The organism is Melioribacteraceae bacterium (genome assembly GCA_030584085.1).
Classification (GTDB): Bacteria; Bacteroidota; Ignavibacteria; order Ignavibacteriales; family Melioribacteraceae; genus SURF-28.
The window spans coordinates 765,167-780,170 of the sequence record CP129490.1 but is presented as its reverse complement, the minus strand read 5'-3'; the positions used below and the strand labels follow the sequence as shown (position 1 = coordinate 780,170).

Here is a 15,004-nt window from a genome sequence, read left to right as displayed (position 1 = left end):
ATTTAAAGATATTTTTCTACTGATAAATGAGGTATATAAAAACTTTCATTACTTGAAGCATGCTCAGCTGTTGAGAGCTGCTGTACCAACCATTGATTGTCAACTTTATTCTTTTTTGCAATTGATGTTAAATATCCGATTTCGAGTTGACTGAACTGATTGTCTGTTATTGCGACTGAAATTCCATCTTCTATAAAACTTCTAGCAAATTCTTGATCTGAAAACAATGGTGGTTCTTGAGAGATGTATTCATTATCTAAAAGTGTATCAATTGCTTCCTCGGTAAATTCTTTATCAAACCCTAATTTATTACCGATACTCATTATGAAATTCTTTTCATCTTCGGAGATTTTTTTATCTTTGCTTATTAGGACTAGAAGTCCTTTGAGATAATTACTTCGGTCAATAACGTTTAGTTTCATTTCCCTCTTCTATTTATTATAGGACATGGAACATAACAAAATTTGGTCATTTGAAAAAAAATTAATTGTATTATTGATACACTTATAAACAATTCCGGTTTCAGGATGAAAGACAATTTTACTTCTAAAACTATCTGCAATTGGTGCGGTCAATTCACCGAAATTGTATGGGTTCATGGTCACGGGCAATGCAGAATTTGCGGAACTAATATTGAAGAATGCTGCAAAGGTGAAGTTTGTATTCAAGAAAACAGTCAAATTCATTCCAAAAATTTGTCTCAAAAAAGTTTAAATAATAATAATGAGACACAATCCAACTAATTCATCATTCTAAATTTCCCCCAAAACGCAAATTTACTGGCACTTTAATTGAATTATATCTTTGTTAATCTCATATAGGAACGATGGATTTAATACCCCAGATAGCAACAGTAATCATATATATTTTGATTGCTTTAATTATTGTGATCTGTTTTTCGTATTTGTTTGCCAGATTCTCTGACTCAAATCGGAAACCGGAAGATGAAAATTTACACGAAAAAAGAAAACATATACGTGAATACATAAACAATCATAATCGACAGCTGACTTCAAAAAATTTAACAAAAAATAAAAATGTAATTGTTCACACTTATTCAGCACCAACTTTCTCACGCAAAACAGCCGCGCAACATGATCAACCAAAGGAATATAATGTGACTGTTACAAGTTCAAGGAATTTATCACCCACTGCTAATAAACCCAAAAATATTAGATACATCATTGTTAATAATAAAAAATGTAACGAGTCAAGAATTACGAATATTCGGATTGTGACGAGCTTAAAAAACACAACCTTGGAACGCAGATCTTATCATCAATAAAACAATATCCGAATTCAAGAAGAAACTAAATAATAAAAAATCCCACATCTTAAATGATGCGGGATTTTCCGAAATAATATAATTATTCAACTCTCATCAGAGTAATACCATACATTTCTTGATTGTGAGGTGGGGTCGAGTTCCAACCTCTGTAGGAGTGTGAGTCATCGGATTCATAGATTAGTTTATAATTTCCGGGTGATAATGTTATTATGCCGTCAAATTTTCTATTCTTGGATGCTCCCCCGGCACTATCGGTTTTCCGGTAAGTCATCTCCCAGATTATGGTTTTTGTATCCGTGTTTTCAATCCAGCCGTAATCATACATTCTTCCGCTTGAACCTTCACCAATTGCTAAAATCCTGACTTGTTGTGTTTTGTCGATTTTAAAGGATTTGGTTTCATAAGCACGATTACCGACCCTTACTATTTGTGAAATTACTTTTTCACTCTGAAAGTTTTCCGGATCGAATAAAGATATACTATTTTCGTCAGTTTTATTTACAGTCCAAAGTGAGATTCCCCATCTTTCGGGATCAAATGGAGGTGCGGCATTCCATTTTTCATAAGAATGCGAACCGTCGGTTGAATAATAAACAATGTAATTTCCTTTTTTCAGTTTGATTGTTTCATGCACCATACGATTTTTTTCGGCACCGCCGCCATATTCAATACTTGCTTTTTCCATATGCCAAACTTTCTCACCGGTTTCAGCATTTACAATCCAACCAAAGTCAGAAAGTCTTCTTTTATCATATCCCTCACCGAAAGCATGGATAATTATTTCCATATCTTTTTTAAGAGTAAAACCCTCCTTTCGGAATTCATTATCTCGTACTCTTATAATTTCAATAAAGGGTTTGTTGATTTCACTTTGGTCAAAAGCTGTGATGTTTTTTGCATCTTTATCTGTCGCAGGCCAGATTGTTAATCCCCAAAACTGCGGATCATCCGGAGGCATTTGATTCCATTCATTAAAAGAATGTGAATCATCTGTCACATAAACAGCAATGTAATTTCCGGCAGGTAAAGTTATATCGTCATCAACCATAATATTTTTATCCGCACCGCCGGCATAATCGGAACGTCGAGTACTCATCTGCCAAACTTTTTCGTAAGTGGAAGCATTATAAATCCATGCATAGTCAAAAATTCTGTCACCAGTACCTTCACCAATGGCATAGACTCGCAGTTTTGTTTCGCCTTTCAGGGCAAATGGTTTTTTGACATACTCGTTATCACCGGTTCTGATGACACTTAGAATGGCACTTTTAGATAGATCGTTAGCAAATTTATTTTTATCGATAACTGAGAATCCCCCCGAAACTCCTGTTACTTTTAAAAATAATTCGTCACGATATCTTCTTCTAAATTCTCTTTGATCATCCCCGAAAATTTTTCTGAAAAATCCCTTTATTCCGTTAATTTCTATATTGTTTGAACTTGCTCCGCCGGTGAAATAAACCTCATACAATCCGGAATTAAGTTTCACACGTTCATCAACTTTTACAAAATCACGATCATTCAATTGATCGCGGATATCTCTAATATCAAGCATGTGCCAAACAACATTTCGAGAAGTAGCATCGAGAATCCATCCATAGAAATAAGTTTTTTGACCCCATTTTTCGAAGCCGGCAACGTTTCCTGTAACTCTAACCTCACCATCGTTGGTAAGTGAAAAAGCGCCATATTCTACATAACCTGGTTCAATATCACTAAGATTAATTTCGTTTTGTGCCTTTGCAGTTGTAACAAAAACAAAAAACGACATTAAAAATGTGAACCAAATTTTTTGTCCGGAATTATGCCTTTGCATAAAAACTCCATTGTTTGTTGAATTTTTAGACGTGAGATTTTATCAAAAGTTGCATCCGATTAAATTTTCTATTTGCCCATAAAATTATATCTTTACGCAATTTATCGTTAAAATTTCATCATTAAACAAGGGATTAAATGTCAACTGAGAATGTTCAGAAAAAATCGGTAATGGATAGGTTTCTAACCGTTATTGAACGAGGCGGAAATGCTTTACCGGATCCGACCACATTATTTGCTCTTTTAGCATTTGTAGTTATCGTTCTATCCGGTATTGCAAGTCTATTTGATTTAGAAGTTGTACATCCCGGAACAGGAGAATTGATTCGTCCGGTTAATCTTTTTTCTGTCGACGGAATACATAAAATATTAAAAGGACTTGTTACAAACTTCACTTCATTTGCACCTCTCGGCACTGTATTAGTTTCATTGCTTGGAATAGGAGTTGCCGAAGGAAGTGGATTGATTGGAGCGACTTTAAGATTATTAGTGTTATCTGCTCCTAAGAAACTGCTCACATTTGTTATTGTATTTTCCGGTATTTTATCTAATACTGCCAGTGAAGTCGGCTATGTTTTATTAGTCCCTCTTTCAGCAATAATATTTTTATCCGTTGGAAGACATCCTCTTGCCGGAATGGCAGCTGCATTTGCCGCGGTATCTGCCGGTTACAGTGCTAATTTATTGCTTGGAACAATCGATCCTTTACTAGCCGGACTATCTGAAGAAGCTGCTAGAATTATTGACCCGGATTACACTGTTAACCCAGCAGCAAATTATTACTTCATGTTTGTTTCTACATTTTTCCTTGCTGCTATCGGAACTTGGATAACCGAGAAAATAATTGTTCCTAGATTAGGTGAGTATAAAGGCGATGCTGAACGTGAAGAGTTAAAAAGACTATCGCCTCAAGAAAAGAAAGGTTTGAAATATGCATTGCTAGCTTCATTAGCATTCCTGGCAATTTTGTTATGGGGAACAGTTCCCGCGGATGGGTTTTTACGTAATCCGGAAACAGGTGATTTACTTAGATCACCGTTTATGTCAGGAATTGTTGCCTTTATATTTTTAGGTGGTGCTGTTGCGGGAGTTGCTTATGGGATAGGTGCGGGTACTTACAAAAGTGATCGAGATGCAATTAAAGGAATGTCAAAAGCAATGGAAACTTTAGGTTCCTATATTGTTCTTGTTTTCTTTGCCGCTCAATTTGTCGCATTTTTTAATTGGACTAATCTAGGATTAATTTTCGCTATTGAAGGAGCTGGTGTACTTAAAAATTTAGGATTGGGAAGTATTCCCTTAACTCTTTCATTTATATTAATAAGTGCAATAATAAATTTATTTATGGGAAGTGCCTCTGCTAAATGGGCAATTATGGCTCCTGTATTTATACCGATGTTTATGCTGCTAGGTTATTCTCCTGAGTTTACACAAATAGCATATCGAGTTGGTGATAGCGTGACAAATATTATCGCGCCAATGATGTCCTACTTTGCATTGATTGTAGCATTCTTCCAGCGTTATGATAAGAATGCCGGAATCGGGACAATAATTGCGACAATGTTGCCGTATTCGATTATCTTCTTGATTACGTGGAGTTTACTGTTAATTATTTGGATAAGTATAGGACTACCGATCGGGCCGGGTGCACCTCTTGAATATGTTATGCAACCGTAAAAAATCTCTTTCTTCTAGGAGAATTGATGAATAGGAGAAGCTGAGAATGGGCGAATAAAAATCTTTACGTGAATTCTAAATGCCGTATTGTAAGATTGATTATCAACCTTTGCAATACGACATGTTATTAAATTTAATGAGCTCTACATTCGGCATCTTCTAAAATATCTAAAGTGCCGTTCTCAAGTTTTATTGCAGCAGTAATTGTATCACTTTCATTAGTCAATATTGGTTTAATTCCTGCTAAAGTTAAGTCTTCAACAAGTCTCCAACCAACACCATGACAGATAAGATGACTACAATCTTTAATTCCATCAGCTAGTCTTTGATGACCGTTTTTATGTTCTTCGCTGTCATGATGACCATGTCCGGAAACATGTTCATGATTTCCCCTTCCGTGATTTGTAAAATTGTTTTCACGTTTTTCAGTTTCCTTTATTTCACCATTTTCAACTGTAATAATTAGAAAACCATTACATCTTCCAACATGTCCGGTTACCGATTTATAATCATCAGTTGCAATTGCTACTTTCATAACTCACCTCGTTTAATTTATTTTTATAGCTTTACCTTTTATTATTGATTCGGCAATTTTATACCGACCTTTTTCCAATATTCTTCCAAAAGTTGCTCGTGAAATATTCATTTTAACCGCACCTTCTTCATGTTTGAGTCCGTCAAAATCTGCAAGTTTAACTGCTTCCAACTCGTCTCTTTCTAAAACCACCTCTTCAAGATTATGCATGGGAATGCCTCTCGGTTTAAAATAATTTGAGCCGGGATTACATTTTATTCTTCTATGTTTACATGGTCTTGGCATATTTAATTATGAGCATATGCTCATAACAAAATTAGACAAATTGTTTCTTCATGTCAACTTTATTTTTTTAATTAATTATTTGGATTGTTCCTTGGTCATAATAATAAAAGCTTCTTTAAGTGAGCGCGGTTTGTAGTTTAATTCTGTTTCAGCTTTTAATGTAATCAAACCTGATTTTAAGGGACGTGGCGCCGGTTGGTTTAACTCTTGAGTTATAATTTTTTCTATTAGTGATGTATCCAAATTAAAATGGGCTGCGATTTTCTCTGTGAATTCAAATCGATTCAAAAATTCTCTTCCACCGAGATGATAAACGCCATCTCTGTCTAAATCTATTATTTTGAGAATTCCATCAGCTAAATCAGGGATGAATGTCGGGTTATTAATCTGATCCGTAACAATTCTAATTTTCTTTTTACTTTTTAAGGAATCAACCACCCAATTGACAAAATCGGGTTCACCAAATTCGGATGGGCCAAATAAAACATTTGTTCTAACTATCACATATTTAGACCCACTGATTTTCAATGCATTTTCAGAAGCAAGTTTAGTCCTGCCATAATAACTTATTGGATTAGTTGAATCGCTTTCAGAATATGGTCCGTCGTTTCCATCAAACACATAATCTGTTGAGACATGTGTAAGATGCGCATCAATCAATCGTGAATAATGCGCTAAATTCTCCACTCCCGAGACATTTATCTTCCAAGCAAGTTCACGTTCGGTTTCGCACTTATCTACATTTGTAAATGCCGCAGCGTTTATGATGTAGTCAGGCACAAAATCCAAAACTAATTTTTTAACCTGATCTTTAATTGTTATATCAGTTTTAGAATATTCAACACCTTTAATAAGCGACTCATTTTCAATAGATGAACAAAGCAATTCCGTCTTTTCTCGAACCATTATTTTTTTAACAAGTGACTGACCGAGTCTTCCGTTTGATCCGATGATTAATATTCGTCTCTTTAATATGTCTTTAGATGATATCATTTTTCAAATTAATAAATTCATTTGCTTTTGAATAAGTTGTAACAATTCCGGCTGCTTTATTTGCTTTGAATAAACATTTTTCATAATTCAATCCGCTAAGGTATGAATAAAAGAAAACGGAACCAAAAACATCTCCGCAACCAATTTTATTTATGGAATTCACTTTTATGGCTTCTACACTATAAAATGACCCGTCGGATAAAAATAATTCCGCACCATTATTACCTTTAGTAATTATTATTGCTTCAACTCCGGATGAGAATACTGTATTAAGAATTTTTTCTTTTTCGTCAAATGGAGTTACTGTTTTTAATTCATGTTCGTTCACTTGAATAATGTCCACGTTACAAAGATACTTTTCATAATCGGAAATCTTTCTAAAATATCTGTGTTGATCTTTCCCAATTCCGCGTGATAATGTATGAACATCCAAATATATTTTTCCAAGTGAAGCTTTTCTAATATGCTCGAAATCATCAGGCAATAAATCAGTTCCGGTTATCATATTGATATAGATTCCATCATAAGATTGCAAGTTAAGTTCCTTCGAAAGTTGTAAAGGTTCAAAACTCTTTTTGTAATGTTCTTTTCTCTCCGCATTACCGTCCAAGTAGAGATTCACGTGTGGAATTTCCTCAAGCTTATTTGCATACATTAGATCATATTTTCTAAATGTTCTTTCAAAAAAATGAAAATCATTATCGGAAATTGAAGTCAACAGATGCAGTTCATCATTCTGGCTAGATAGAGCATTAAATCCACTTGCAGAATAGAATATTCCACCTGGTGAAATTTTTTCTCCATACCCGTCAAACACATGATCAACAACTGAATGACCGACAATTAATAGCTTCATACAAAGAACCGTTTTTCATTACGTAAATATTTTTGATTAACTTATATCCAATAAAAATACAATTATAAATTATACGGTAATAAATTGATATGAAAATCGGAATAACATGTTACCCGACATACGGTGGAAGTGGAGTTGTTGCAACCGAACTAGGCAAAGCTCTAGCGGCAAAAGGATGTGAAATCCATTTTATTAGTTATGCTCTCCCGCATCGGCTAAACAGTTTTGTCGAAAATGTAATTTTTCATGAAGTTGAAATGACTACTTATCCTCTCTTCGAGCATTCTTTATACGGATTGTCTTTAACTAGTAAAATGGTTGAAGTTATTGAATATGAGAAATTGGATTTACTTCATGTTCACTATGCAATTCCTCACGCGACGAGTGCTTATCTAGCAAAGCAAATCTTAAAAAAAGAAAACAAGCAGACTAAAATTATTACAACACTTCACGGAACTGATATTACTTTAGTTGGATTAGAACCTTCTTTTTTACCATTAGTAAAATTTAGTATTGAGGAAAGTGATGGCGTAACTGCCGTTTCAAGATTTTTAAAAGAAAAAACAATTACAAACTATAATATTGATAAAGACATCGAGGTAATTCACAACTTTATCGATACAGATGTTTACAAACCAGTCAGCAATGAACATTTCAAGAAGCATATTGCGCCAAACGGTGAGAAGATTTTAGTTCATACATCGAATTTTCGTCCCGTAAAACGTGTTACCGATACAATTAGAATTTTAAAAGAAGTTCAAAAGAAAATTCCAACCAAATTGGTTCTAGTAGGTGACGGACCGGAACGATCTGAATGCGAAAGATTAGCAAGAGAATTAGAAGTTCACAAAGATGTGATCTTTTTAGGTAAGCAGGACGGATTAACGGAAATACTTAGTTCATCAGACATATTTTTGCTTCCGTCACAATCGGAAAGTTTTGGTTTGTCAGCATTAGAAGCAATGGCGTGCGGTGTTCCCGTAATTAGTTCCAGTGTCGGTGGTTTGCCGGAACTTGTTCGTCACAACGAGACCGGTTTCATTGCAGAGTTTGGTGATGTGCAAAGAATGGCTAAGTATGCAATTGACTTATTAACCAATGAAAAAAAATATAAAGTATTCTCTGATAATTGTATTAAACTAGCAAAAGATAATTTTGAAAAAACTTTAATTGTTCCGCAGTATATGAAATATTATGAGAAGGTTTTAAATTCCTAGCAAAAAAATTCCCCGTAATTAATAGAATTACGGGGAACCAAATTCTATTTTATAGCCACTCTGCCAATACTGTAATAAGTAAACTCAAGTTCGTTCATTCTTTCGGGTGTAAAAACATTTCTACCATCAAAGATTAATTTTTCTTTTAGATTTTCCGCAATGAGATTCATATCCGGGTTTCTAAACTCATTCCATTCGGTTAAAATCAGTAATGCATCTTTATCTTTAATTGCAGCATATTGGTTTTCTGTGTATTCAATTTTATCGTCAAAATAAATTTTAGAATTTTCGATTGCTTCGGGATCGTAAGCCGATATTTTTGCACCGTGTTTTAATAATTCGTTAATTATATAAATTGATGGTGCTTCCCGCATGTCATCCGTGTTTGGTTTGAATGATAATCCCCAAACTCCGAACTCTTTTCCCTTAATGTCATTATTAAAATGCTCTAAAATTTTATTTACTAGAACCAACTTTTGTCTGTTATTAATTTCATCAACGGTCTGAAGAATAGTCATTGAAGAGTTTTTATCAATAGATGTTTTTATAAGAGCGCGAACATCTTTAGGAAAACAAGAACCACCGTAACCAATTCCGGGGAATAAAAATCTTTTCCCGATTCTTGTATCGGCACTAATACCTTTTCTTACCATATCAATATTGCCGCCAACCTTCTCGGTAAAGTTCGCAAGTTCGTTCATAAAAGTAATTCGCATTGCGAGATATGAGTTAGCGGCATACTTTGTTATCTCGGAACTGTATGGATCCATTTCAATTATCGGGTTGCCTTGCCTAACAAATGGCTCATATAATGTTCTCATTTTTTCAAAAACTTTTTTACTTTCTGCCCCTATTACAATTCTATCCGGTTTTAAGAAATCATCAACTGCAAAACCTTCACGTAAAAATTCGGGATTTGAGATCACTTCATAATTCTTTACTCCTTCATCGGCAATAATCTTTGTAACCGAAGCGCAAGTACCAACTGGCACAGTGCTTTTATTAACAATTATTTTAAAATCTTTGTCGTCGTTTCCTTTTAATATTTTTGCAATATCACCGGCAACTCCAAACACATATTTTAAATCTGCAGAACCATCCTCATCCTGTGGCGTAGGCAAGCAGAGAAAAACCACTTCGGAATTTTCTACTGCATATTTTAAATCATCGGTAAACTCTAATCTTTTCTTTTCAATATTTCGATGGAATAAAGTATCTAATCCCGGTTCATAAATTGGGACAACCGCCCTTTTCATCTTTGCTAATTTTTCTTGATTATTATCTACACATATAACATGATTTCCCATCTCGGCAAAACAAGTTGCAGAAACCAAACCAACGTACCCGGTACCAATAACCGATAATTTCATTAAACCTCCTATATTCAATAACATGTTTAAATCTTAATGTAAAACTTACAAAAAATCCCAAAGTTAGTTGCGATTATTTAATCGCTAATAGTGATTTTCTTGTAGATACTTTTATAATACTTTAACTTTACGAAAATGATATTTCCTTTATTACAAAGAGGTCAATATGAGTGAATTACCAAAACCATTTAAGAAGTTCACAGAAGATTATCCAAAGGTAGTCGATGCATACGAAAAATTAGGAGCAGAAGTACATGGAGCAGGACCAATTAACGATAAAAACCGTTCATTAATTAAACTTGCTATCGCCGTTGGTGCTAGAATGGAAGGAGCCGTTCATTCTCATACCAGGAAAGCTCTTGAAGCCGGATGCACAAAAGAAGAAATTAAACATGCAGTTCTTTTAGCGCTTCCAACCATTGGTCTGCCGAATATGATGGCTGCAATGACTTGGGTTAACGATATTTTAGAATCGTAATTTGTTTCGAGATAATTTTAAACATAGCTCAATTCTTGAAAAAGAATTTACAACTATAAGCAGAATTACCGCGCTTTGGGCTTTCAGTGAAGCTGCTTTGGGTGGAATTCTTCATGTGCTGAGAATACCGCTAACAGGGTTATTTATTGGTGGAAGTGCTGTTATATTCTTAACTCTTATTGCATCTTCAGCAGAGAAAAAATCAACACTTCTAAAATCAACTTTGATTGTTATTTTAATTAAAGCAATGGTTAGTCCTCACACACCATTGAATGCCTATTTTGCTGTATTCCTACAAGGATTGTTTGCTTACCTGATATTTAGTTTCATAATAAACAAAAAATTAGCTGCACTTTTGTTGGGATTTATTTCTTTAGCCTATTCAGCTTTTCAACGAGTTTTTGTTCTTACAGTTTTATTCGGTAATACATTATGGGAATCGATTGATGCTTTCGGAATTTATCTGATGAATGAGTTTTTATCAGTTTCTTCCACAGACACAGCATTACAACTTAGCTATATATTAATTGGAGTTTATGGATTTATTCATATTTCGGGTGGAATCTTTTTCGGAATAATCGCCGGTAATATTCATAGCTGGATTACTAAAAATTTTGATAAAGTAAAAGAGTTTAACGAATCAATTACAAGAAAAGATGAATCGATATTATTACAGAAAGATAAAGAAAAAAAGAAAAGAAAGTGGTGGAAGAAAAAAGCAAACATTGCAGTTGCTGCGTTCGCTGTGTTAATGATGATAATATCATATTCAAATCCGGAGCTGGACGATAATTTATTTTACAACATAATTTTCATGTTGATTCGCTCAATTCTTATAATGTATGTTTGGTTTGTGTTATTATCACCCATAATTGTCAAATGGGTAAAAAAATATTTAATGAAAAAACAATCCGATTATTCAAAAGAAGTTGAAACAATTTTAGCATTGTTTCCTTACTTCAAAGGAATTATAAATTACAGCTGGGAACAGACAAAAGGATTGAAAAATTATAAACGCATAATTCCCTTTTTAAAAAACTCTTTTATTCTTCTTTTAATGGCAGACATCGAATCGTATGAAGAAAATAATATTATTTAGCGGACCGATTCATTCCGGTAAAACTACACGATTGCAAAATTTTATTGCAGACAAAAACTGTGACGGAATTATTGCGCCTGTAAAAGAAGGTAAAAGATACATTCAGCGAATCAAAACCGGTGAAATAAAATTGCTTGAAACGAAAAGTCATGAGGCAATTGTTATTGGGAAATATAAATTCAGCAAAGAAGTTATGGATTGGGCAAAGCAACAGATTAAAGAATCATTACATACCGAAGCTGATTACATTGTTATTGATGAGGTCGGAAAACTCGAAATGGTTGATCAAGGTTATGAACCGACGATAAGCATTGCCGTTGATAAATTCAAAAAAGAAAATTTGTTTGAACTTGTTTTAGTCGTGAGAGAAAGTTTGGTTGATGAGGTTATCGAAAAGTATGGATTAAGTGAGTGTAATTACGAATTTACGGATTAGCGAATTTTACGAATTAAATAATCTTGGACTTAAAATTCGCAAAATCCGCCAAATTCATCAATCCGCTAAATCCATTAACATCCTTCCCGCTTCGGTTTACCGCTGTTTGTATTCATCGGTATCGCAGCAGGCATTTCAATCTTAGGCATTTTAATTTCTTTTCCACCTTCGGTTTCGCCGACTTGTGGTGAGCCGCCGAAAAATTTGCTTACTTCAACCATCTTATCAAACTCTGCTTTTTCTTCCGGCGAAGCATTCGTGGATATACTTGGAAATAGGATTTCATCTTTCCAACTATCAACACCACCGTCCAAGATATACACACCCTTGTAATTATTAGCTTTCAGAATAAACCAACCTTGCGCTGCTTTGATATTATCTTCGCAGTACAAAAGAATTTTTTGATTACGCATTAAATTGGATTCTAATAATTTTGAAGTCTGAATATTTACTGCAGTCGGAATAAAATATTCTTTGAAAGCTTCCTCATCGCGCAAGTCCACCAATCTGTAATCTACTCTTCCTTCAATTATCCAGTCGGCAAGTTCTTTAACGTTGATTATTTCGCTATCACGAATTGCCTCGACGGATAACTCTTTCACATTTACTTTTGCATAAGTATTATCGTATGGATTACCGAGAAGTACCGCAACCAAACCGAGTATTAAACCAACTATTGCTAATTTTTTTGAACCGGATAAATTCATAATGTAATTTTTCATTTTGATTCTCCTTTTTTCGCCATAACTCTTTCACCCCACTCTGCTGCGGCAAAAGCACCAAGCGCCATCAACACTACTAAAAATACAACCATCCCGTAAGAAAGTCCGAAGTAGTCGGGCAAAGTTACTCTTCCCATATTTGTTGAGTAATAAAAATCTTCGATGAATGGGAATAATTCAGCGAAGATAAATATGCCGAAAGTAACTCCGAGTATAAAAACAATTGCATCCTTCTTGCCCGTTGAAAATGCGACAAAAGAAGTACCGGGACAGTATCCACCAATTATAAATCCCATACCGAGAATTAATCCGCCTACAACTTGAGGGATGATATATGTATCACTTATAAAAACTAAGGATAAATCTAAGTATCCAATGTATGACAAATAAAAAACGCCGATCATTGCGGTAACAATTGCAGTGAACATAACTTTAAGAACGCGCATATTGGTAAAGTAAAATTGCGCAGCTAAAATTCTTGCACTCCCGAATCCGCCGCGTTCTAAAGCAAACCCGAAACCGATACCGATTGCAAATGCAATTATTAAACTAACGTCAAAACCAAATAAGTCGAATTTGTAAAATGGTGCATTCATCTCCATTGCCTCCTCATAAAATAAGCTACTGCATATCCGCCGGCAAAAACTGCAAGCATAAATGCCCAGCTCCCGAGTCCGAGTAAAGCTCCACCGGTAAGCGCTTGTCCGCTTGTGCATCCTCTTGCAAGCTTAGCCCCGAATCCCATTAATGTACCGCCGATAAAAGCGAAAATAAATCGAGTTCTTGTTTTAACACGCGGTCCTTTTTCAACTCCGCCTTTAACTCTTCCGGCTAACATACCGGATAAAAATCCACCGAAGATAACTCCGAGAACTTCGAATACAAGCCAATCTTTTAGAGGGCTAACAGAACCGTCGCCGAGATAAGATGAAAAGTAACCGTTACTCTGTGCATGTTCCGGAGCAACTGCGTTTACTCCAACGGTTACAACCGATGAAACCGCGCCGGAAGCTCCGAGTCCCCTTCCCATAATAACGAATGCTGCTAATAAAACAAGCCCCAACCCAAATCCGACGTAATATGGATTTGAATAAGGTTTTGCTTCAACGTGACTGTAAGTATGTTCATTATCAGTCACCTGAAGTTTAACTTTTGATAAAATGTGAGTAAGTGCTGTCATTTATATTTCCTTTTAAATCTGCTTAAAATCTCTTAGTCATGCCCGAATGTCTCTATCGGGCATCTCATATTAAATTAGATTCCCGCTTGAAGCATGCGGGAATGACACTAATAAAAAGTTAAAACCAAGAACTAACCTGTCCTGCTTCAACGATTACAAATCTTAAAATCAATCCACCGAGTATGACCATTATCGGTGCCCACGGCGTGTGATTCACTTTATGATTCACCGCCATCAATTGTATTATCAACGGAATTATTATTCCGATACCGACAACGAACACCCAAAAGGTTGGTGCAAATGGACCGTTTAGAATTAACATCGCCGCATCTTGATGAACTTGAGTTGATGTAAGCAAACCAATAATCATTAATCCGATTACAAATAATTCGAAAGTCAAAAATCCGTTATCGGCTTTTGCGAGCAATTCTCTTTCGTAAACATTTTTTGCAACCATATGAACAAAAGCCGCCGCACCGGAAAGTCCGGAAACCAAGAATAGTAACCACAATATTGAAGTATTCCACAAAGGTCTCGCACCGAGTGAACTTAAAAGAATACCGGTGTACATTCCGAGCATTGCTCCTAAAATCATATTTGCAACACCGATGTTTTTAATCCATATTTTTCTTTCGTTCAGCCAATTCGAATATTTTTTTACAACAGGAAACTTTTCAATCAACCATTTCGGTGGTGTGATTAATATAGTTACGAGTATCGCGGGGTAAACAATTATTAAAATCCAAGCTCCCCAAGACATTGGTGAAGTTACTTGGAATGTTGTGTATAATCGCCATGTAAATAATTTGTGTTCGAGATCTAAGAATAACGCGAACATACCCAAACTCAATAAAACTAAACTAACCCAGGGTACATAACGGCATGAACAAGTTTCTTCACTTTGTCTCTGTTTAAATAAAAAGTATCCGGTTATAATCATCATCCCGGCTACCATTCCGCCTAAGAAAAGATAAACCGGAATTTCCCATCCCCAAACACTTAGAGTCGGATCGATTAAATGATTATTTCTAGTTGTTGAAATTTCGTGCATCG

Annotated in this window: 18 protein-coding genes; 7 read left to right on the top strand and 11 right to left on the bottom strand. The window is 35.0% G+C overall.

Annotation, left to right across the window (positions count from 1 at the left end; translation table 11 throughout):
* Positions 1–2: 2 nt before the first annotated feature.
* Positions 3–422, bottom strand: a complete 420-nt coding sequence (locus QY331_03560) for a hypothetical protein (GenBank protein ID WKZ70333.1) — start codon at positions 420–422, stop codon at positions 3–5.
* 105 nt (positions 423–527) lie between these two features.
* Here QY331_03560 and QY331_03555 point away from each other — a divergent pair, with 105 nt between their 5' ends.
* Both QY331_03555 and QY331_03550 read left to right on the top strand, forming a co-directional pair.
* Positions 528–743 (top strand): hypothetical protein, encoded by a 216-nt coding sequence (locus QY331_03555; GenBank protein ID WKZ70332.1) that lies wholly within the window; start codon positions 528–530, stop codon positions 741–743.
* An 83-nt stretch (positions 744–826) separates the two neighbouring features.
* Positions 827–1,285 carry a hypothetical protein gene (locus QY331_03550; GenBank protein WKZ70331.1) on the top strand — a complete coding sequence of 153 codons (459 nt, stop codon included), beginning with the start codon at positions 827–829 and terminating at the stop codon, positions 1,283–1,285.
* Positions 1,286–1,367: 82 nt separating this feature from the next.
* Here the strand turns inward: QY331_03550 and QY331_03545 are convergent, their stop codons facing one another.
* The gene (locus tag QY331_03545) at positions 1,368–3,104 is read right to left on the bottom strand and encodes a hypothetical protein (protein WKZ70330.1); all 1,737 of its coding nucleotides are present in this window, start codon (positions 3,102–3,104) and stop codon (positions 1,368–1,370) included.
* Positions 3,105–3,241: 137 nt separating this feature from the next.
* Here QY331_03545 and QY331_03540 point away from each other — a divergent pair, with 137 nt between their 5' ends.
* Positions 3,242–4,780, top strand: coding sequence for an AbgT family transporter (locus QY331_03540; GenBank protein ID WKZ70329.1), 1,539 nt, complete (start codon positions 3,242–3,244; stop codon positions 4,778–4,780).
* Between the two features lie 133 nt (positions 4,781–4,913).
* Here the strand turns inward: QY331_03540 and QY331_03535 are convergent, their stop codons facing one another.
* From QY331_03535 to QY331_03520, 4 genes are all read right to left on the bottom strand, one after another.
* Positions 4,914–5,315, bottom strand: a complete 402-nt coding sequence (locus QY331_03535; GenBank protein ID WKZ70328.1) for a NifB/NifX family molybdenum-iron cluster-binding protein — start codon at positions 5,313–5,315, stop codon at positions 4,914–4,916.
* 12 nt (positions 5,316–5,327) lie between these two features.
* Positions 5,328–5,600, bottom strand: a complete 273-nt coding sequence (locus QY331_03530; GenBank protein WKZ70327.1) for a DUF134 domain-containing protein — start codon at positions 5,598–5,600, stop codon at positions 5,328–5,330.
* Positions 5,601–5,675: 75 nt separating this feature from the next.
* Positions 5,676–6,593 (bottom strand): dTDP-4-dehydrorhamnose reductase, encoded by a 918-nt coding sequence (gene rfbD / locus QY331_03525; GenBank protein WKZ70326.1) that lies wholly within the window; start codon positions 6,591–6,593, stop codon positions 5,676–5,678.
* Entirely contained in the window at positions 6,580–7,449 is an 870-nt protein-coding gene (locus QY331_03520; GenBank protein WKZ70325.1) for a carbohydrate kinase family protein, read from the bottom strand. The genes rfbD and QY331_03520 overlap by 14 nt, the downstream gene beginning before the upstream one ends.
* A gap of 89 nt (positions 7,450–7,538) precedes the next feature.
* Here QY331_03520 and bshA point away from each other — a divergent pair, with 89 nt between their 5' ends.
* Positions 7,539–8,666: an N-acetyl-alpha-D-glucosaminyl L-malate synthase BshA gene (gene bshA, locus QY331_03515; protein ID WKZ70324.1), complete on the top strand. Its 1,128-nt coding sequence runs from the start codon at positions 7,539–7,541 to the stop codon at positions 8,664–8,666.
* 44 nt (positions 8,667–8,710) lie between these two features.
* Here the strand turns inward: bshA and QY331_03510 are convergent, their stop codons facing one another.
* Positions 8,711–10,036: a UDP-glucose/GDP-mannose dehydrogenase family protein gene (locus tag QY331_03510; GenBank protein ID WKZ70323.1), complete on the bottom strand. Its 1,326-nt coding sequence runs from the start codon at positions 10,034–10,036 to the stop codon at positions 8,711–8,713.
* A 166-nt stretch (positions 10,037–10,202) separates the two neighbouring features.
* On the opposite strand from QY331_03510, the gene QY331_03505 reads away from it, so the two are divergent.
* From QY331_03505 to QY331_03495, 3 genes are read left to right on the top strand one after another with little or no spacing between them, the layout of a single operon-like run.
* Positions 10,203–10,514, top strand: a complete 312-nt coding sequence (locus QY331_03505) for a carboxymuconolactone decarboxylase family protein (protein WKZ70322.1) — start codon at positions 10,203–10,205, stop codon at positions 10,512–10,514.
* Position 10,515: 1 nt separating this feature from the next.
* Positions 10,516–11,613 (top strand): hypothetical protein, encoded by a 1,098-nt coding sequence (locus QY331_03500; GenBank protein ID WKZ70321.1) that lies wholly within the window; start codon positions 10,516–10,518, stop codon positions 11,611–11,613.
* Complete coding sequence (locus QY331_03495; GenBank protein WKZ70320.1) at positions 11,591–12,049, top strand: nucleoside-triphosphatase; 459 nt, start codon at positions 11,591–11,593, stop codon at positions 12,047–12,049. The genes QY331_03500 and QY331_03495 overlap by 23 nt, the downstream gene beginning before the upstream one ends.
* A 74-nt stretch (positions 12,050–12,123) precedes the next feature.
* Here QY331_03495 and QY331_03490 read toward each other — a convergent pair whose 3' ends face one another.
* From QY331_03490 to nrfD, 4 genes are all read right to left on the bottom strand, one after another.
* Positions 12,124–12,771 (bottom strand): rhodanese-like domain-containing protein, encoded by a 648-nt coding sequence (locus QY331_03490; protein WKZ70319.1) that lies wholly within the window; start codon positions 12,769–12,771, stop codon positions 12,124–12,126.
* Positions 12,768–13,367, bottom strand: a complete 600-nt coding sequence (locus QY331_03485; protein ID WKZ70318.1) for a YeeE/YedE thiosulfate transporter family protein — start codon at positions 13,365–13,367, stop codon at positions 12,768–12,770. Before QY331_03485 ends, QY331_03490 begins: the two co-directional genes overlap by 4 nt.
* Entirely contained in the window at positions 13,364–13,951 is a 588-nt protein-coding gene (locus QY331_03480) for a YeeE/YedE thiosulfate transporter family protein (protein ID WKZ70317.1), read from the bottom strand. The genes QY331_03485 and QY331_03480 overlap by 4 nt, the downstream gene beginning before the upstream one ends.
* Positions 13,952–14,069: 118 nt before the next feature.
* Positions 14,070–15,002 (bottom strand): polysulfide reductase NrfD, encoded by a 933-nt coding sequence (nrfD, locus tag QY331_03475; GenBank protein WKZ70316.1) that lies wholly within the window; start codon positions 15,000–15,002, stop codon positions 14,070–14,072.
* Positions 15,003–15,004 lie beyond the last annotated feature (2 nt).